The 18141-nt window shown below is 65.3% G+C and carries 16 protein-coding genes and 2 riboswitches; of the genes, 10 read left to right on the top strand and 6 right to left on the bottom strand.

Features of this window, described 5'->3' with window-relative positions; translation table 11 throughout:
• The first annotated feature begins 141 nt into the window (after positions 1-141).
• Both J3S28_RS19125 and J3S28_RS19120 read left to right on the top strand, forming a co-directional pair.
• Entirely contained in the window at positions 142-1737 is a 1596-nt protein-coding gene (locus tag J3S28_RS19125; RefSeq protein ID WP_207842322.1) for an FAD-dependent oxidoreductase, read from the top strand.
• A complete protein-coding gene (locus J3S28_RS19120; protein WP_207842321.1) occupies positions 1734-2075 on the top strand; it encodes a 4Fe-4S dicluster domain-containing protein in 342 nt (113 codons plus the stop codon). The genes J3S28_RS19125 and J3S28_RS19120 overlap by 4 nt, the downstream gene beginning before the upstream one ends.
• A 78-nt stretch (positions 2076-2153) precedes the next feature.
• On the opposite strand, the gene J3S28_RS19115 is transcribed toward J3S28_RS19120, so the two are convergent.
• The 4 genes from J3S28_RS19115 to J3S28_RS19100 form a co-directional block, all read right to left on the bottom strand.
• The gene (locus tag J3S28_RS19115) at positions 2154-3035 is read right to left on the bottom strand and encodes an aldo/keto reductase (RefSeq protein WP_207842320.1); all 882 of its coding nucleotides are present in this window, start codon (positions 3033-3035) and stop codon (positions 2154-2156) included.
• Positions 3036-3088: 53 nt separating this feature from the next.
• The gene (locus J3S28_RS19110; protein ID WP_207842319.1) at positions 3089-3376 is read right to left on the bottom strand and encodes a WhiB family transcriptional regulator; all 288 of its coding nucleotides are present in this window, start codon (positions 3374-3376) and stop codon (positions 3089-3091) included.
• Positions 3377-3569: 193 nt separating this feature from the next.
• On the bottom strand, positions 3570-4073 hold the full coding sequence (locus J3S28_RS19105) for a GNAT family N-acetyltransferase (protein ID WP_207842318.1): 504 nt from the start codon (positions 4071-4073) through the stop codon (positions 3570-3572).
• Complete coding sequence (locus tag J3S28_RS19100; protein WP_207842317.1) at positions 4070-4216, bottom strand: hypothetical protein; 147 nt, start codon at positions 4214-4216, stop codon at positions 4070-4072. The genes J3S28_RS19105 and J3S28_RS19100 overlap by 4 nt, the downstream gene beginning before the upstream one ends.
• Before the next feature lie 185 nt (positions 4217-4401).
• Here J3S28_RS19100 and J3S28_RS19095 point away from each other — a divergent pair, with 185 nt between their 5' ends.
• On the top strand, positions 4402-5622 hold the full coding sequence (locus J3S28_RS19095; protein WP_207842316.1) for an LLM class flavin-dependent oxidoreductase: 1221 nt from the start codon (positions 4402-4404) through the stop codon (positions 5620-5622).
• Entirely contained in the window at positions 5619-6968 is a 1350-nt protein-coding gene (locus tag J3S28_RS19090) for an NtaA/DmoA family FMN-dependent monooxygenase (protein WP_207842315.1), read from the top strand. Before J3S28_RS19095 ends, J3S28_RS19090 begins: the two co-directional genes overlap by 4 nt.
• 28 nt (positions 6969-6996) lie before the next feature.
• On the opposite strand, the gene J3S28_RS19085 is transcribed toward J3S28_RS19090, so the two are convergent.
• The gene (locus J3S28_RS19085) at positions 6997-7668 is read right to left on the bottom strand and encodes a DUF4166 domain-containing protein (protein WP_084892685.1); all 672 of its coding nucleotides are present in this window, start codon (positions 7666-7668) and stop codon (positions 6997-6999) included.
• A 131-nt stretch (positions 7669-7799) separates the two neighbouring features.
• Here J3S28_RS19085 and htpG point away from each other — a divergent pair, with 131 nt between their 5' ends.
• Positions 7800-9767: a molecular chaperone HtpG gene (htpG, locus tag J3S28_RS19080; protein WP_207842314.1), complete on the top strand. Its 1968-nt coding sequence runs from the start codon at positions 7800-7802 to the stop codon at positions 9765-9767.
• Between the two features lie 52 nt (positions 9768-9819).
• Here htpG and J3S28_RS19075 read toward each other — a convergent pair whose 3' ends face one another.
• Entirely contained in the window at positions 9820-11025 is a 1206-nt protein-coding gene (locus tag J3S28_RS19075; protein WP_372436038.1) for an aminotransferase class V-fold PLP-dependent enzyme, read from the bottom strand.
• An 83-nt stretch (positions 11026-11108) separates the two neighbouring features.
• Positions 11109-11221: riboswitch (SAM riboswitch) on the bottom strand.
• Positions 11222-11432: 211 nt separating this feature from the next.
• Positions 11433-11551: riboswitch (SAM riboswitch) on the top strand.
• Between the two features lie 149 nt (positions 11552-11700).
• On the opposite strand from J3S28_RS19075, the gene J3S28_RS19070 reads away from it, so the two are divergent.
• The 5 genes from J3S28_RS19070 to solA are packed head-to-tail and all read left to right on the top strand — an operon-like array spanning position 11701 to position 18140.
• Positions 11701-13365: an ABC transporter substrate-binding protein gene (locus J3S28_RS19070; protein ID WP_207842313.1), complete on the top strand. Its 1665-nt coding sequence runs from the start codon at positions 11701-11703 to the stop codon at positions 13363-13365.
• The gene (locus tag J3S28_RS19065) at positions 13362-14375 is read left to right on the top strand and encodes an ABC transporter permease (protein ID WP_207842312.1); all 1014 of its coding nucleotides are present in this window, start codon (positions 13362-13364) and stop codon (positions 14373-14375) included. Before J3S28_RS19070 ends, J3S28_RS19065 begins: the two co-directional genes overlap by 4 nt.
• Entirely contained in the window at positions 14372-15328 is a 957-nt protein-coding gene (locus tag J3S28_RS19060; RefSeq protein ID WP_207842311.1) for an ABC transporter permease, read from the top strand. Before J3S28_RS19065 ends, J3S28_RS19060 begins: the two co-directional genes overlap by 4 nt.
• Positions 15328-17013 carry a dipeptide ABC transporter ATP-binding protein gene (locus J3S28_RS19055; RefSeq protein WP_207842310.1) on the top strand — a complete coding sequence of 562 codons (1686 nt, stop codon included), beginning with the start codon at positions 15328-15330 and terminating at the stop codon, positions 17011-17013. The genes J3S28_RS19060 and J3S28_RS19055 overlap by 1 nt, the downstream gene beginning before the upstream one ends.
• The gene (solA, locus tag J3S28_RS19050) at positions 17010-18140 is read left to right on the top strand and encodes an N-methyl-L-tryptophan oxidase (protein ID WP_207842309.1); all 1131 of its coding nucleotides are present in this window, start codon (positions 17010-17012) and stop codon (positions 18138-18140) included. The genes J3S28_RS19055 and solA overlap by 4 nt, the downstream gene beginning before the upstream one ends.
• Position 18141: the final 1 nt, after the last annotated feature.

Here is an 18141-nt window from a genome sequence, read left to right as displayed (position 1 = left end):
CCAGAATCAACCTGACCGCAACCATTCTCGGACCCGGTACGCCCGTCCTACTCTGACCGGCAGATGTCCCACCGGACCGGTCCAGCTCCGCTGCGTCTCGGCCGCCGAACGGTGGACCGCCACCTCGTCAGGAGTTCACCCGTGTCCGCACCTTTGGAGTTGTCCACCGATGTACTCGTGATCGGCGGTGGGCCCGCCGCCACCTGGGCGGCCCTGCATGCCCGCGAGAGTGGCGCGGACGTGGTCCTAGTCGACAAAGGCTACTGCGGGACCAGCGGCGCGACGGCGCCATCGGGCACCGGGGTCTGGTACGTCGCACCCGATCCCGAGAAGCGAAGCGCCGCCAAGGCGAGCAGGGAAACCCTCGGTGGTCATCTCGCCGACCACCAATGGATGGATCGAGTTCTGGCGCAGACGTTCACGAACATGGAACGCCTCGGTACCGAGGGCCGCTACCCGTTCCCGGTCGACCCGACCACCGGCGCACAGGACCGTACCGGCGTGCAGGGTCCCGAGTACATGCGCCGGATGCGGGCGTGGATCCAGCGGGCCGGCGTCCGAATCCTCGATCATTCGCCCGCCCTCGAACTGCTCGTCGAAACCGATGGGTCGGTTCGTGGTGCAGCCGGATACCAGCGACACGAGAACCGTGACTACACCATTCTCGCCGGCGCGGTGGTGCTGGCCAGTGGCGGGTGCGCATTCCTGTCCCGGGCGCTCGGCACCAATGTGAACACCGGTGACGGTGCACTGATGGCAGCCGAAGTCGGTGCGGAGTTCTCCGGGATGGAGTTCTCCAACGCCTACGGCATCGTTCCGGCCGGATCCACCGTGACCAAGACCGCCTACTACGGCTACGCCACGTTCTTCCACGGTGACGGCCGGGTCGTCGAAGGTGCCGGCTCCACCAAGGGTCGCTCGGTGATCGCCCGGACCCTGTTGCAGGAGAAAGTCTTTGCCCAGCTCGACCGGGCGACCCCGGACGTCCAGCGGCAGATGCGGATGGGACAGCCCAACTTCTTCCTCCAGTTCGACCGTCGTGGTATCAATCCGTTCACCGACAGGTTCGAGGTCGACCTGCTGGCCGAGGGCACCGTCCGCGGGACCGGCGGCATCAACATCGTCGACGACACCTGCGCGACCACGGTGCCCGGCCTGTTCGCGGCCGGCGACGCCGCCACCCGGGAGCGCATCTGCGGTGGATTCACCGGTGGGGGCAGTCACAATTCGGCATGGGCGATGTCGTCGGGCACCTGGGCCGGTGCCGGTGCGGCCCGTCATGCCCGGCACACGAAGAAGGTGACGGCGATCGATGTCATCGGGGCCGGCCGCGCCGGTCTACGACCCGAGGGCAGGCAGGCCCTGGGCGCCCAGGACGTGGTCGCGGCCGCCCAGGCCCAACTACTCCCCTTCGAGAAGAACTACCTTCGCAGTGGAGACCGGTTGATCGCGGCGGCCGACGAACTCGACCACCTGTGGATCGACCTGTCCGCCGGGCTGGCACCCATCGGCGGTATCGAGCGGATCCGTTCCCGCCAGGCTGCCGCCATGACCGCCGTCGGCCGCTGGATGTACCGATCGGCACTGTCCCGCACAGAATCCCGCGGTATGAGCAAACGCGACGATCATCCCGATCTGGATCCGCGCCAGCATCACCACATCCTCACCGGCGGCCTCGACCGGGTCTGGACGGCCACCAGCCCCGCCGAGACAGTCCTGCTGGCACACGCCTCATGATCGAAGTGGTATTGGCACAGGCATGCATCGGATGCGACAAGTGCATCGAGGCCTGCCCCACGGACGTATTCGATCGCGGTACGGACGGAATACCGGTGATCGCTCGGCAGGCCGACTGCCAGACATGCTTCATGTGCGAGGCCTACTGCCCCACCGATGCGCTCTACGTGTCACCGGAATCCGCGCCACTACGTGATCGCTCCGTACTCGACGACGCCCCGGTGGGCTCTTACCGAGAAAAGCTCGGCTGGGGTAAGGGCCGTACCGTGGGCAGTCTCCTTGCCGTCGGGCCTCCGATCCCGCACGACGGCCAGCCCCCACGACTTCCACCCACCTGAATTCGCGCCACCCACCCGAATTTTCGGGTGGGTGGCGCGAAAACGGGTGGAGGAGTGGGTGTCAACGGCTCACCGGGATTACTCCGGTGCGCCCATGTTCATCTCGTCGGGATGTATACCGACGCGGACCCCGTCGTCCAGCGTCGCGATCTCCTGCAGGTCGGCGTCGGTCAGGTCGAATCCGAAGACGTCGATGTTCTGCGCGATCCGCTCCGGGTTCACCGACTTCGGGATGACGATCAGCCCGTTCGAGAGGTGCCAGCGGATGAGCACCTGGGCGGGCGACTTACCGTGTCGCTCCGCGATGCCGGCGATCACAGGATCTGACAACAGCGTATTCGGTTTGGACGCTTTGCCCCATCCCGAGTTGCTGGTGCCGCCCAGTGGACTCCACGATTCCACCGCGATGCCATGCTTTCCCGCGACGTCCCGTATTGCGTGTTGGGTCAGGTGCGGATGTAGCTCTACCTGGTCGACGGCGGGCAGTGTGCCACCGCGGTCGACCAGGAGCTGCAGGTGGTGAGGCTCGAAATTGCAGACACCGATGGCCTTGGCCCGGCCCGACTCGGCGATCGTCTCCAGGGCGTCCCACGTCCGGAGCAGTCGTTCGTCGTTCTGCAGCGGCCAATGGATCAGGTACAGGTCGACGTAGTCGAGGCCGAGGAGCGACAGACTCTTGTCGAACGCCGCCTGTGCAGGCTCGAATCCCTGGTCGGCGTTCCAGAGCTTGGTGGTGACGTAGAGGTCCTCCCTGGCGACCGAGGTGGCAGCGAGAGCTCGTCCGACACCCTCCTCGTTGCCGTATGCCGCCGCGGTGTCGATGTGTCGGTAGCCGGCGTCGTCGATCGCCGAGAGCACCGCGCGTTCGGTCTCGTCGTTGGTGGCTTGCCAAACCCCGAGTCCCAGTTGCGGAATGGAGGTGCCAGAGTTCAGTTCGACTGCAGGTACGTCTGTGGTCATGACTCCAGCGTACGGGCCGCGACGCACGGTGTCGGGCGAGTTGCTCGAACAGCTCAGGCCGAGCGAATCCGCGAGCTCAGGGCGGCGAGTTCGTCGACCGTCAAACCTCCCCATATCCCGTGCTTCTCGCCGAAGGTCTCCGCGTGTTCTCGACATTGCCTGATGACCGGGCACGTTGCGCACAACGATTTTGCCTCAGCTTCGCGGCGCCGACGTGCGGTCGCGGACTCGCGTCCGGACGGGGTGAAGAACACATCCCAGTCGATGTCGTCATCGCGACAGGTACCGTGCACTCGCCAATCCCAGCCCACCGCACCGGTTTCCGGACCAAACCCCGCCATCGCAATCACCCACTCCAGTTGTCGACCATCTCTGCCACCAGAGCTTCCCTCATCGCAGCACCCGGTCGTACCTTTGGTGTCGGACAGAACCGAATGCTTGACAAGCACAAGAAGCCCATCCCACACACCTGATCTGAACCTATCTGGAATAGCTCAGGGCTACAGGGGATTTGAACTTCCTGGTGCCGCGACGTCAGGCGGAGGCCGCCAGCGATGAGTCGGCGACGACATCTTTCTCGAATCGGTGGAGGCCGATCTCGTCGGCCTCGCGGCCCGTGTCGTACAACGGTCGGTAACCCGCACCGAGATACAGGCTGCGCGCCTCGGGTTGCTGCGGACCGGTGGTCAGCACGACCCGTCGGTAGCCGTGGTCGGCGATGTCGGCTTCCAGGTCCGCGAGCACCCGTCGCGCGAGTCCCTGCCGACGAAACTTCGCCGCAGTCCAGATCCGATTCAGTTCGACGGTCTGGTCATCGACCGGGCGGTAGGCGCCGCCCGCGACCGCGACACCGCCGGAGACCACCACCAGAAAAGCTCCGTCTTTGCCGGCGGACTGTTTGGTCAGCTTCGAGAACCAGTTGCACGACGTACCGCCGTAGCGGTGGCTGCATTCGATGGCGAGCTCGGAGAGCATTGTCCTGGCCAGGACGTCACTCGGACGTACCCGCACGAGCAGGAGGGAGTCGGCGGGTGTCATCGCACACCTTCGCTGTCCTGCGTGGCCAACCGCGGGTACCCGCAACGCTCGATCATCGGAAGGGCCGGTGGCGCCTCGGGGTGCACGGCGGCGGCGGCCATCATCAGATGGTCGACCGACATCAGCTTGGTGAAAAGTGACATGCGGCAGCTCCCGGTTGAGTGGTCGTTCCATTGAGCACCCGAATCGGCGCCCCGGCGAGAGTTAGATTCACGCTGATCCGAGCCCCGCCGAGACGGAATCTTCACCTGCGCGCGGGACGTTGTGAGCCTGAGGGTGGGAGTTCGACTTCTCGCCGGCCCGGGTACGACTGCACAGGAGATGAATGATGCCGACATCTGACCAGGTCCATCTGGCGATCGCGCTGGACGGAGCGGGGTGGCATCCCGCCGCGTGGCGCGAACCGAACGCCGAACCGCACCGTCTGCTCTCGCCGCGCTACTGGGCCGAACTGATCGCCGATGCCGAACGCGGTGTTGCCGATTTCGTGACGATCGAGGATTCCTTCGGGCTACGGGCTGCCGTCCTAGAGGGCTTGCAACCGCGGACCGACCTCGTCAGCGGGCGTCTCGATTCGGTGCTCATCGCGGCGCGGGTGGCACCACAGAGCACGCACATCGGCATCATCCCGACAGCGGTGGTCACGCACACCGAGCCGTTCCACCTGTCGAAGGCGATCGCGACCCTCGACTACGTCAGCACAGGCCGGGCCGGGGTCCGGCTACAGGTCTCGGTCCAGCCGCACGAGGCGGCACTGCTCGGACGCCGCGAGCTCCCTCAGCTCGACAGAGCCGACCTGGCAGGTCCGACCGCACAGGCGCTCATCGCCGATCTCTTCGAGGAAGCCGGCGATTACGCCGAGGTGCTACGCCGCCTCTGGGACAGCTGGGAAGACGACGCCGAGATCCGCGACAAGGCCAGCGGGCGATTCGTCGACCGCGACAAACTGCACTACATCGATTTCGAAGGCCGTTTCTTCGGCGTGCGCGGACCATCGATCACCCCACGCCCACCCCAGGGCCAGCCGATCATCGCCGCGCTGGGTCATCAGCAGATCCCGTTCGAGCTGATCGGCGCGTCCACCGACGTCGGGTTCATCACCCCCACCGACCCGAGCGACGCGACGACCATCATCGGCAAGATCCGCGACGCGCAGCAGCGGTCAGGTCGCGGGGACGACACCGTCCACGTCTTCGCCGATCTCGTCGTGTTCCTCGCCGAGTCCGATTCCGACGCAGCGAGCCGCAAGTCGCGGCTCGACGAGCGTGCCGGGGCCGAGTACAGCAGTGACGCCCAGATCTTCGTGGGCACCGCAGCCGGTCTCGCCGACCGGATCGAAGAACTCAAAGCCGCGGGTGTCACCGGCATCCGATTGCGACCCGGAGCGATTCCGGATGATGTCCGGGCCATCACGTCGTCGCTGGTCCCGGAGTTGCAGCGCCGCGGCATCTTCCGCACCGAATACGCCGGGACGACCTTGCGAGAGAACCTCGGCCTCACCCGGCCGGCCAACCGTTACGCAGGAGCACAGGAGCTGATCAACCGATGACCAAGCAAGTTCACCTGGCTGCACATTTCCCCGGAGTCAACAACACCACGGTCTGGAGCGACCCGGCCGCGGGCAGTCACATCGAGTTCGACTCGTTCACCCATTTCGCCAAGACCGCCGAACGCGCCAAGTTCGACTTCCTGTTCTTGGCAGAGGGTCTGCGTCTGCGCGAACAGAACGGCGTGATCTATGACCTCGACGTCGTGGGGCGCCCGGACACCTTCACCATCCTCGCGGCACTGGCGGCCGTCACCGACAAGCTCGGCCTGACGGGCACCATCAATTCCACCTTCAACGAGCCCTACGAGGTGGCCCGCCAGTTCGCCAGCCTCGACCACCTCACAGACGGCCGGGCGGCGTGGAACGTCGTCACCTCATGGGACGAGTTCACCGGCGAGAACTTCCGTCGCGGCGGCTATCTGCCCAAGGACGAGCGCTACGGCAGGGCCAGGAAATTCCTGGAGGTCGCGATTGAACTCTGGGACTCCTGGCAGGCCGACGACATCGTCGCCGACAAGGAGTCAGGAACTTTTCTGCGCCGTCCCGACGTCGGATCGTTCGCCCACTCCGACGATCAGTTCGACATCGCCGGTCAGTTCAATGTCCCGCGCAGTCCCCAGGGACGCCCGGTCATCTTTCAGGCAGGCGATTCAGAGGACGGCCGCGAGTTCGCTGCCGCGCGGGCCGACGCCATCTTCTCCCGGCACTCGACTCTCGACGACGGCCAGGCGTTCTACAAGGACGTCAAGGGCAGGCTCGCGACGTACGGCCGCAGCCACGGCGATCTGCTGATCTTGCCCGCCGCGACGTTCGTCCTCGGCGACACCGATGCCGACGCTGCCGAGCGCGCGCACGAGATCCGGCTCCAGCAGGTCAGTGGTCAGACGGCGATCAAGTTCCTCGAGCAATTGTGGAACCGCGATCTCTCCGACCACGACCCCGATGGTCCGCTACCGACCATCGATCCGCTGCCCGGTGAGAACACCGTCGCGAAGGGCCGGGCCAGTGTCCGGATCCACCGCGATCCGCGCGATGTCGCGGCCGAATGGCGGGCGCGGGCCGAAGCCGAGAACCTGACGACCAGGGAACTGATCATCGAGGTCACCGGCCGGCAGTCGTTCATCGGTTCGCCACAGACCGTGGCCGACACGATCAACGACTTCGTCCAGGCCGACGCCAGCGACGGGTTCATCCTCGTCCCGCACATCACCCCGGGTGGGCTCGACGAGTTCGCGGACACGGTCGTCCCCCTCCTGCAGGAAAAGGGCGTCTACCGCACCGAGTACGAGGGCGAGACCCTGCGCGATCACCTCGGGCTGACCCGGTCTGCGGTCGCGGGAGTCTGACGCGCCGACCGAGGCGCGCGAGGCGAGTTCAACGCTCGCGCGCCTCCAGGCGGACCGGCCAGGCCTCGTCGGGGATCTCCCGCAAGGAGCACGGCTCGTCGTGGGTCGTGAACCAGCCCCGGTAGTGGATGAGCTCCCCGAGAACCGGGTTGCGGACGGTCGCGTCGACGCGAAAGCGATTGTGCGCGTCGTCCCATCCCTCGATGTACTGCATGCGGGCGGCCATGAAACCGCGCATCCCGATCTTCGGACCCGCCAGCAGACGCATCGGTCCGCTCTCGAACACCAGCGACCCGTGCCGGTCGACCGACGCCTCGATGGGCCACAGCAGTTCCGGCCCGTCGCCGAAATAGTCCACCAGGCCTTCCTTGCCGTCCACGAGCAGCGAATTGAGTCCATGCGCGCCGCTGGTGTAGTTCAGCGACCGCATCACCGCCAGGGATTCGCGACCGAGTTCGTCCCGATAGCAGTAGTTGTGCATCGTGAAAGGAACGAGTCGGCTCGTCCTGATCGGCATCGCGTTGCGCTTTCCGAAATGACGCAGACCGGTGGCTACGACGGGCGAGCTGTACACCGACTCCATGATCCCGTGCGAGGCCTGGGAGAGTTGAGAGGTGGAATCGATCCCATATCGCCATTGCAGATTGGGATGCAGATTCTCGAATTCCCGACCGAGCACGTTCTGGATGACCGGGCTCACGGCTGCCGCCGGATGGGGGTACCAGACATGAGGTCTGAATGTACTACGACCCGCCTGCATAAAATGATCGGTCGGAGCACGCAACAACTCCACGCACCAACTACAAGCACAACACCCCAAGGAGCTTCAACGTGAGCGCTCAGGTCGAAGAGATGGAGTTTGCCGCGGAGACGCGGCAATTGCTCGACCTCATGATCCATTCGGTCTACTCGAACAAGGATTCTTTCCTGCGTGAGCTGGTGTCCAACTCATCGGACGCCCTCGACAAGCTGCGCATGGAGACCTACCGCAACAAGGACCTCGCGGCGGATACCTCCGATCTGCACATCCAGATCACACTGGATCCCGAGGCCCGGACCTTCACCCTCTCCGACAACGGCATCGGCATGTCCCGCTCCGAGGTCGTCGACCTCATCGGCACGCTCGCGAAGTCGGGCACCGCGGAAGTCCGAAAAAAGCTGAAAGAGGCGAAGGACTCCGCGGCATCAGAGGAGCTGATCGGCCAGTTCGGCATCGGCTTCTACTCGACGTTCATGGTCGCAGACAAGGTCACCCTGCTGACCCGCAAGGCCGGCGAGGAGCAGGCCACGCGCTGGGAGTCGGCGGGCGAGGGCACATACACGATCGAAGACGTGACGGATGCCCCACAGGGCACCACGGTCACGTTGTATCTCAAGCCCGAGGATGCCGAAGACGACCTCCACGACTACGCGTCGGTGTCGCAGATCCGCCAGTTGGTGAAGAAGTACTCCGACTTCATATCGTGGCCGATCCGCATGGACGTGCCCGCGCCACCTGCTCCCCCGGCGCCGGAGACTGATGAGGACGCCGACGCCGAGACTACGGAGGACACCGAGCCGGCACCTACTCACGTCACCGAGACACTGAACTCGCAGAAGGCGCTGTGGACCCGGCCTCGGTCCGAGGTCACCGACGAGGAGTACGCAGAGTTCTACCGCCACGTCAGCCACGCATGGGACGACCCGCTCGAGATCATCCCGATGAAGGCCGAGGGCACGTTCGAGTACCAGGCCCTGCTGTTCATCCCGTCGACCGCGCCGTTCGATCTGTTCATGCGCGAACACAAGGCGGGCGTGCAGTTGTACGTCAAGCGGGTGTTCATCATGGACGACTGCGAAGAGCTGATGCCCGAATACCTGCGCTTCGTCAAGGGTTTGGTGGACGCGCAGGATCTGTCGCTCAACGTCTCCCGCGAGATCCTGCAGCAGGACCGTCAGATCAAGGCGATCCGACGACGGCTCACCAAAAAGGTCTTGTCGGTCATCAAGGACCTCCGCGCGAACGATCGCGAGAAGTACGACACCCTGTGGTCGCAGTACGGCCGCGTCCTCAAAGAAGGTCTGTTGCAGGACGTCGACAATCGCGATGCCCTGCTGGCCATCACCTCGCTGAGCTCCACCCACTCGGTCGACACGGCGACATCGCTGGCCGAGTACGTCGAGCGGATGAAGGACACCCAGAGTCAGATCTTCTACGCCACCGGCGAGTCGCGGGAGCAGATCGAGCGCTCCCCACATCTCGAGGCGTTCAAGGCCAAGGGCCTCGAGGTGCTGCTGCTGACCGATCCCATCGACGAGATGTGGATCCAGTCGATTCCCGACTTCGAGGGCAAGCCGTTGCAGTCGGTCGCCAAGGGCGAGGTCGATCTGAGTGACGAGACCGACAAGGAAGACGACGACAAGAAGGACAACGAGCAGTTCGCCGAGCTGCTGACGTGGCTGACCGGCGTGCTCGTCGACGATGTCAGCCAGGTGCGCCTGTCGTCGCGGTTGACCGACTCGGCGGCGTGCATCGTTGGTGAGGCACAGAGCCTTTCACCGGCGCTCGAGAAGATGTATCGCGACTCCGGGATCCCCATGCCCGAGAGCAAGCGCATCCTCGAACTCAACCCCGACCACGCCCTGACGTCGGGATTGCAGAAGGCGTTCGCCGACCGCGGCGACGACGCTGCCCTCCGGGAGACTGCAGAGTTGCTCTACGGTGCTGCACTGCTGGCCGAAGGCGGTAGCCCGACACAGCCGGCCGCGTTCAGCAAGACCCTCGCCAACCTGCTGACAAGGACTGTGACCGGGGACTGAACACACCCGGCCAGTGCGCCGAGCGTGCCGTCCTGGCACGCTCGGCGGTCGGTCACCGGGCGGCGTACCGCGCGAGCGCGGACAGCAGCACCTCGACGTCGGCGGAACTCGAGCCCAGGCCAAGGCTGGCCCGAACTGCTCCGTCGCCGTGGCCTAGTCGGCCCAGCAGCGGATGAGCGCAGAACCGGCCGTCCCGCACCCCGATGCCGTGTTCTGTGGACAGATACCGCGCCACATCTACCGCCCGATGACCTTCGACAACAAAGCTGACGACACCGACCGAGTCCACGACGTCGTGAAAAATCTTCAGCACCTCAACGCCTGGGATGTCGGCGAGACCCCAGCGCAAATGGTCGGTGAGCGCCGATTCATGCTGCGCCGCCGCATCTCCGAGAGAATTGATCTCCTGGCACGCCGCCGCCAACGCGGCCGCGCCGAGGACGTTGGGCGATCCACCTTCGTGGCGGGCAGGCGCAGGAGCCCACTCCGTTCGATCGACCGTGACGTTGCGGACCGCACCCCCTCCGGCCAAGTAAGCCGCCGCGGCATCGAGCCAATCCCGCCGGCCGACCAGCACACCTGCGCCGAACGGCGCGTACACCTTGTGGCCGGAGAAGGCCAGGTAGTCGATGCCGTCGGCGGCCAGGGACACCCTCCTATGAGGAACGAGCTGAGCACCGTCGACCACGATTCGCGCGCCCCTCGAATGTGCCAGATCGGCGAGCCGGCGGATCGGCAGGATCTCCCCGGTGACGTTGGATGCACCCGTTACCGCCAACAGGGCTGCGCCCGTACGCTGTAGCTCGATGTCCACCCGCGCGATCGTTTCGCCGATGCTGTCGCCGGCCTGGACAACGTGGGACTGTTTCCACGGCAACAGGTTCGAATGATGTTCGATGTCCAGGACCACCACCGGGCCGGGCACGCAGCCGGCCAACAGATTCAAGGAGTCGGTGGTGTTGCGGGTGAAGACCAGGCACTGGTCTCCGGCGGCTCCGACGAACTCCGTCACGACTGCCCGGGCGTCCTCATACGCCTGTGTGGTGACCTGCGAGGCGTACCCGGCGCCCCGATGGACGCTCGAATAGGTCGGCAACAACTCGTGGATCCGCGTGACGGCGCTTCGGAGTGCCGGCGCGCTGGCCGCGTAGTCGAAGTTGACGTAGCGAGTGGTCGAACCATCGGCCAATGGTGCTTGCAGGTCCGAACCTTCTACCTCTGCAATGGCTTTCGCCGCACGAGCGAGTTCTGTCGCGATACTCAATGTCTTCCTCCGGTGTCTCGTTGGACACCACCACGCACAGGGGTCGCAGAACGGAACTGCGATTACCGGACGTGGGGGGTCCGCGCTTGCCGGCTCAGGTTCGAGACGGCCAGGTCATCACCCGGAGCACCCCGCCGCGGTGGAGGGTTGCCGATCAGCAAGCCGGGGCTGTGCGCTGATACTCGTGACCGAGACGAATGCTAACAAACAGGCTCCGTAGACGCCAGTGCCCGCCCGTCGGCACCTTTCCCGGGGCGCCATAGCCTCTGATGACAAACGGGCGCCAGATTAAGTTCTTCGAGATTCGAAGTGCCTACGAATTATTGATTCTGCGGCGACTCTGCGTACCCTTCTGTTCAGGCGGTCGACTCCAAACCCTTTGGTGGACTTCGACTGCCATGTGTCAACGAGTACCAGTGCCAAGTTCCAGCTGGCTGGTCGGCAACCCTCCACCGCGGCGGGGTGCCCTGGATAAAAGACACGGCTCCAGTCCGCAACGGGCATGGAGCAAGCGCGGGTTCACACATGCGAACCCGAGAGATTTCGGGAGTTCGATGTTCAGCCATACCCGGCCGATGAAGTCGGTTCGCCTCACCCCGTACCGCTCACGCCTGCCTGTGCGCGGTCTCAGTTGCATCAGTGTCCACCCATCACCTCAGGAGAGCACCCATGTCCCGACCACCCGGTCGCTTCAGACACCGATCGCAGGCCGCCGTCCTCGCTGCCGTCTCGATCGGACTCATCGCCAGCGCCTGTAGCTCGGGGAACAGCAGCGAGTCGGCAACCGCCACGGGCGATCCCGTCGACGGCGGGACATTGCGGTTCGCCAGTGCGTCGGGTCCGGGCGGTTGCATCGATCCGCATCAGAGTCCAGCCGATATCGCCGGCTTCTACACCCGGCCGATCCTCGATTCGCTGGTCGCGCTCAACGAGGACGGCACGCTCGATCCGTGGCTGGCGACCGAATGGAGCGTTTCGCCCGATCAGCTCACCTATTCGTTCACGCTGCGTGATGACGTGACGTTCTCCAACGGAGAGAAGTTCGACGGCAACGCGGTCAAGGCGAACCTCGACCACATCGTCAATCCGGCCACCAAGTCGCAACTGGCCGCCAACACCATTGCCACGTATACCGGAACCAACGTCATCGACCCCACCCACGTCGAGGTCAGCTTCTCCGAACCGAACTCGGCGTTCCTCCCCTCGCTGGCCACGGCGTATCTCGGCATCGAGGCGCCGTCGACCCTCACCCAGAGTCCGGATGCGCTGTGCAGCAGGATCATCGGATCCGGACCGTTCGTGAGCGAGAACGGTTACACCCCGAACAAGGGCATCGAGTACACCCGTAACGAGGATTACAACTGGGGTCCGGGCAACGCCGACCACACCGGAAAGGCGCACCTGGCGGGGATCAGCATCCAGGAGATCCCCGAGGACTCGTCCCGCTACGGCGCACTGACCAGCAACCAGGTCGACGCGATCGCCAGCGTGCCGCCGGTCAACGTCTCCCAGCTGAAGGACACCCCCGGGTTCACCGTCGACACCGCCCAGGCACCCGGCGGCAACTACAACTACTATCCCAACACCGAGGCCGGTGTCTTCGCCGACGTCAAGGTCCGCGAGGCCTTCCGCGCCGGCATCGACTGGGACACCATCGTCGACAAGCTGTACTTCGGTGTCTTCCAGCCCGCGAAGAACACTCTGAGCCCGGCCACCGTCGGCTACAACAAGGACAGCGAGTCCGCCTACACCTACGACGAGGACAAGGCCAACCAGCTCCTCGACGAAGCCGGCTGGACCGGACGTGACAGCGAGGGATACCGCACCAAGAACGGCAAGCGTCTCACCGTCGTACACCCTTTCCTCAAGGAGTACGCCCGTGAACAGCGCGACACCCTGCTCGAGCAGGTGCAATCGTCGGCCAAGAAACTCGGCGCCGATTACCAGATCAAGAACATCACCGTCGATGACTTCTACACGGCGCTGTACACCAACGGATACGACGTACTGGACATCAGTTGGCAACGCGCCTCACCTGATGCGCTCCGCACGCTGTCGGACTCGAGCAACATCCCGAGAGACTCTTTCGGTACCAATCTTGCGCGATACTCGAACCCGACCGTCGACGCCGACCTCAAGGCAGCACTGGCCGAGACCGACCTGGCCAAGCAGTCGGCGATCTACGGCCGCGCCCAGCAGCAGATCGCTGACGACGCTGCAGTCTTCCCGGTGTACGTCTTCAACTACGCACTCGGCCGCAGCAACAACGTGCAGGGTGTGAAGTTCGAGCCGCAGGCGTTCCCGACGTTCTATGACGCCTGGGTCACGCAATGACTGTGGTGATCGAAACGGCGGCTGTCCCGACCGAGATTCCGCGCACTCGGACTCTCGGCCGGGCGGTCGCCCGCCGGTTGGCCGTCTCGCTGTTGGTGTTGTGGGGCGCGATCACTGCCACCTTCATCGTGATCCACTCCGGCAAGGGTTCGGCGATCAACTCGATCATCGGGACCGCCCAGGTCTCCCCCGAGGTCCGAGCCCAGATCATCAGCGACTACAAGCTCGACGATCCGATCCTGACCCAGTACGGGAACTACCTGTGGCGTCTGCTGCACGGCGACCTCGGCCAGTCCTACGCACTGCGGATGCCGGTCACCGAGGCCATCGGCGGGCAGATCTGGCCCACACTGCAATTGGTGATCGTTGCCGCATTCCTTTCGCTGGTGACCGCTCTGGTGGTCGGCTTGGCGACAGCCAACCGCCCCGGCTGGATCCGCGGCCCGATCACCTCCCTGGAAGTGCTGACCGTGGCTGTACCCACGTTCTGGCTGGGCATCCTGCTGCTGACGATCTTCTCGTTCGAGCTGGGTTGGTTTCCCTCCGTCGGCTCCGACGGCATGTCCTCGCTGGTGCTGCCCGCCATCGCGCTGGCGGCAGCGCCGGCCGCCCTGCTCTCGCAAGTGCTGCGCCACGGCGTCGAGAAAACCCTGGATGAACCGTTCGTGGTCACCGCCCGCTCCCGCGGGGTCGACGAGACCGTCGTGCTGCTGCGCCATGTGCTCCGGCACGCGGCAATGCCGGTGATCACGTTGTGGGGCTGGATCATCGGAGCGCTGATCAGCGGCGCCGTCGTGGTCGAACAGGTCTTCTCCCGAGAAGGACTGGGCCGCTTGACCATTGCTGCGGTCACCGGAAAGGACCTGCCACTTGTACTCGGCGTGGTCATCATCGCCGCCACGTTCTACACCATCGTCAACACCCTGATCGACGCAGCGTACGGCTGGCTCGACCCCCGCTTACGCACCCAGAGCTCGTCCGCAACCACTGAAGGGAAGGTGACCGGATGACCACGCCTGACATCTTGCCCGACCCCGCACCGCGGAGACGAAGCGAAGCGAAGCTCGACCCCGTACCGCGGAGACGAAGCGAAGCGGAGCTCGACCCCGCACCGGCCGTACGATTTGCTGCCAGCCAGACTGTGGTGCAGCGGATCAGGCGTCTGCGGATCTCGGTCATCCTCAGTGGCATCTTCATCGCCGCCATCACCGTGGCCGCATTTTTCCCGGCGCTGTTCACCGGTCGAGACCCCAACGCCGGGGAACCACTGGACATGCTCCTCGCACCCAGCGCTGAACACCTGTTCGGGACCGATCAGAACGGCCGCGACATCTACGCCCGCATCATCTACGGCGCCTGGCCCTCACTGCTGATCGGCGTCAGCGCAACAGTGTTCGCACTCATCGCCGGCACCGCGATCGGGGTGTTCGCCGCCCGCGGCGGCCGCACCGGCGACTGGGTGGTGTCCCGTCTGCTCGACGTCTTCCTGGCCATCCCCGGCCTGCTACTGGTTTTCCTGATCGTCGCCGCCCGCGGACCCGGCACCCTCACCACCATCATCGGCGTCGCTGTCGTGACGCTGCCCAGCTACGCCCGACTCGTCCGCGGCGAAGTGATCCGCCTACGCGGAGCCGTGTTCGTCGAAGCAGCCAGAGCCCTTGGCTGGACCCAGGCCAACATCATCGGCCGCCACATCATCCCCAACGCCCTCGGACCCGTCCTGGTCCTGGCGACCATCGGCATCGGCTCGGCCATCGGAATCGGTTCCTCCCTCAGCTTTTTGGGCCTGGGTCCCCAACCACCCACCGCCGAATGGGGCAGCATGCTCTCGGCCAGCCGCACCTACTTCTCCGTCGCCTGGTGGCCCGCCATCTTCCCCGGCCTCGCCATCACCCTGACAGTGCTGTCGGTGACCGTGGTCGGCCAATACCTGCAACGACGCACCGACGGACGGACCTCGTGATGACCACCCTCACCACAAAGACCTCCCCGACCGCCGGCCCACTGGTCGAGGTGGAGGACCTGCGCGTCGGCTTCCCCTCCGGCGCCCGCACCATCGCCGCCGTCGACGGCATCTCCTTCACCATCGACCGCGGACAGTCCGTCGCGATCGTCGGCGAATCCGGCTCGGGCAAAAGCGTCACCGCCCGCAGCCTCGTCGGACTGATCGGCGGTAACGCCCACGTCCGGGCCGACCGCCTGCAGGTCGGCGGATCCGACACCCGAAAATACTCCGAGCGGCACTGGCGCGCCCTACGCGGCAAACAGGTCGGGTTCGTCCTACAAGACGCCCTCGTCTCCCTCGACCCGCTACGCACCATCGGCGCCGAGATCGGCGAGGTACTGGGCACTCACCGGGTTGTCGGACGCAGCGACGTCGACGCCCGGGTCATCGAACTACTGACCAAAGTCGGTATCCCCGAACCTGAGTTGCGCGCCGGCCAATACCCCCACCAACTCTCCGGCGGACTGCGCCAGCGCGCCCTCATCGCCTCCGCGATCGCCGCCGACCCCGACCTGCTCATCGCCGATGAGCCCACCACCGCCCTCGACGTCACCGTCCAAGCCCAAATCCTCGAACTCCTCGAACAACGCCGCAGCGACGGCACCGCGCTGCTACTCATCTCCCACGACCTCGCCGTCGTCTCCCGCGTCTCGGACTACCTCTACGTCATGAAAGACGGTGTCTTCGTCGAACACGGACCCACCCGCGACGTCCTGAACAACCCCCACCACGCCTACACCCGCCAGCTCCTCGACGCCGTCCCCGTCGCCCACGCCCGCGGCACCCGCCTGTCCTCCACGGGCGGCGTTCAGAAGCTGACCCGCGCACCGATCTCGAAAGACGTCGTCCTGCAGGCCGACAACCTCACCAAACACTTCGCGTTGTCCGGCAACCGCCGACTGCGCGCCGTCGACAACGTCAGCCTCACCGTCCACGGCGGAGAAACCCTCGGCATCGTCGGCGAATCCGGATCCGGCAAATCCACCATCGCCCGCCTACTCCTGCACCTCGAGACACCCGACGACGGCAGCGTTCACGTCGGCGGCAACGACTGGACATCGTTGTCCGACAAAGAAGTGCGCGCGACCCGCCAGAACATTCAGGTGATCTACCAAGATCCCCTCAGCTCCTTCGACCCCCGACACACCGTCGCCCGCATCATCGAGCAACCCCTCCTGGCCGCCGGTGGCATCAACCGCGCCGACCGCCGCACCCGGGTCCTCGAACAACTCGAACTCGTCGGCCTCAGCAAAGACCACCTCGGCCGCCGTCCCCGCCAACTCTCCGGCGGACAACGCCAACGCGTCGCCATCGCCCGCGCCCTGGCCACCCGACCCGACATCATCATCTGCGACGAACCCGTCTCCGCCCTCGACGTCTCCATCCAAGCCCAAATCCTCGACCTCCTCGCCGACCTACAAGCCGAACTCGGCATCGCCTACGTCTTCATCTCCCACCACCTCGGCGTCATCTACCACGTCGCCGACCGCGTCCTGGTCATGAAAGACGGCCGAGCCATCGAAACCGGCACCGTCGAACAGATCTTCAACAACCCCACCGACGACTACACCCGCGCGCTCCTCGCAGCCATACCCACCCTCGAAAAACAACGCGCCACCGAGAAAGTGGGAACGGGCATATGAGCGCCACCCGCGTGGACACCGTCGTCGTCGGAGGTGGCGCCATGGGGTCAGCCGCGGCCTGGCACCTCGCCCGCCGCGGCGTCGACACCGTGCTGCTCGAACGCTTCACCCCCGGCCACACCAACGGCGCCTCCCACGGCAGCTCCCGCATCTTCCGGACGTCCTACGCCGACCGCACCTATGTCGAGTTGGCGCGCGAAGCCGAGCAACAGTGGGCGGAACTCGAAAGCGAGTCGGGGTCGCCGCTCCTCACGGTCACCGGTGGCGTCGACCAGGGATTTACGCCCTACCTGATTCAAATTGCCGACACCCTCGCTGACCTGGGTGTAGACCACCAGTGGCTGAGCCCCGACGAAGCGGCCGAACGGTGGCCGGGAATCACATTTTCCGGTCGCTCGTTGTACTACCCGAACAGTGGGCGACTGCACGCCGACCATGCGGTGGCGGCGCTGCAACAGGCCTCGGCCAACCGTGGTGCCGAAGTCAGACACGAATCGCAGGTGATATCGATCGAGGTCACAGACGACGATTCCGTCACCGTGCGCACCGCCGACCATGAGTACATCGCGCGGCGGGTGGTGGTTGCGGTCGGGGCATGGGCCGACAAGCTCCTCCGGGACATCGCACCGCTACCCCCGATCCGCGTCACCCAGGAACAACCTGCCCATTTCGCACCACGCGACCCCGCCGCCGACTGGCCCAGCTTCGGAATCCTGCACGACCCCGAAGCGCCCGATGCCCCCGAGTTCGGTGGAGTCTACGGGCTCTCGTCCGGACTCGAAGGAGTCAAGGTCGGATTCCATGGAGTCGGCCCCGTCGTCGATCCCGATCACCGCGACTTCACCGCCGAACCACGCCAGCTCGCCGCACTCCAGGAGTACGTCCGAGAATGGGTTCCCGGTGTCGACGCCGACGCGATGACACCGATCAGTTGCACCTACGCCACCACGCCCGACTCCAACTTCGTGATCGACCGAGTCGGCCCGGTCGCCGTCGCCGCCGGCTTCTCCGGCCACGGCTTCAAGTTCGTTCCCGCCATCGGCAGACTGCTGGCCGACCTCACCATCGACAAAGACGCCCCCGCGCTGTTCTCATTCCGTAGCCATTCTGCAGAAAAGGTGCTCTGAC

The sequence above is a fragment of the Williamsia soli genome, assembly GCF_017377795.1.
Lineage (GTDB): Bacteria > Actinomycetota > Actinomycetes > Mycobacteriales > Mycobacteriaceae > Williamsia > Williamsia soli.
The sequence above is the reverse complement of the archived record's forward strand: the minus strand, read 5'-3'. Positions and strand labels throughout refer to the sequence as shown.

Bases quoted from the DNA above. Each gene is read 5' to 3' on its own strand.
- J3S28_RS19095 (WP_207842316.1), top strand. From the start codon at position 4,402: ATGCCGACATCTGACCAGGTCCATCTGGCGATCGCGCTGGACGGAGCG.
- J3S28_RS19065 (WP_207842312.1), top strand. From the start codon at position 13,362: ATGACTGTGGTGATCGAAACGGCGGCTGTCCCGACCGAGATTCCGCGC.
- J3S28_RS19110 (WP_207842319.1), bottom strand. From the start codon at position 3,376: ATGGCGGGGTTTGGTCCGGAAACCGGTGCGGTGGGCTGGGATTGGCGA.
- J3S28_RS19070 (WP_207842313.1), top strand. From the start codon at position 11,701: ATGTCCCGACCACCCGGTCGCTTCAGACACCGATCGCAGGCCGCCGTC.
- J3S28_RS19115 (WP_207842320.1), bottom strand. From the start codon at position 3,035: ATGACCACAGACGTACCTGCAGTCGAACTGAACTCTGGCACCTCCATT.
- J3S28_RS19105 (WP_207842318.1), bottom strand. From the start codon at position 4,073: ATGACACCCGCCGACTCCCTCCTGCTCGTGCGGGTACGTCCGAGTGAC.
- J3S28_RS19090 (WP_207842315.1), top strand. From the start codon at position 5,619: ATGACCAAGCAAGTTCACCTGGCTGCACATTTCCCCGGAGTCAACAAC.
- J3S28_RS19100 (WP_207842317.1), bottom strand. From the start codon at position 4,216: ATGTCACTTTTCACCAAGCTGATGTCGGTCGACCATCTGATGATGGCC.
- J3S28_RS19120 (WP_207842321.1), top strand. From the start codon at position 1,734: ATGATCGAAGTGGTATTGGCACAGGCATGCATCGGATGCGACAAGTGC.
- J3S28_RS19055 (WP_207842310.1), top strand. From the start codon at position 15,328: ATGACCACCCTCACCACAAAGACCTCCCCGACCGCCGGCCCACTGGTC.
- J3S28_RS19060 (WP_207842311.1), top strand. From the start codon at position 14,372: ATGACCACGCCTGACATCTTGCCCGACCCCGCACCGCGGAGACGAAGC.
- solA (WP_207842309.1), top strand. From the start codon at position 17,010: ATGAGCGCCACCCGCGTGGACACCGTCGTCGTCGGAGGTGGCGCCATG.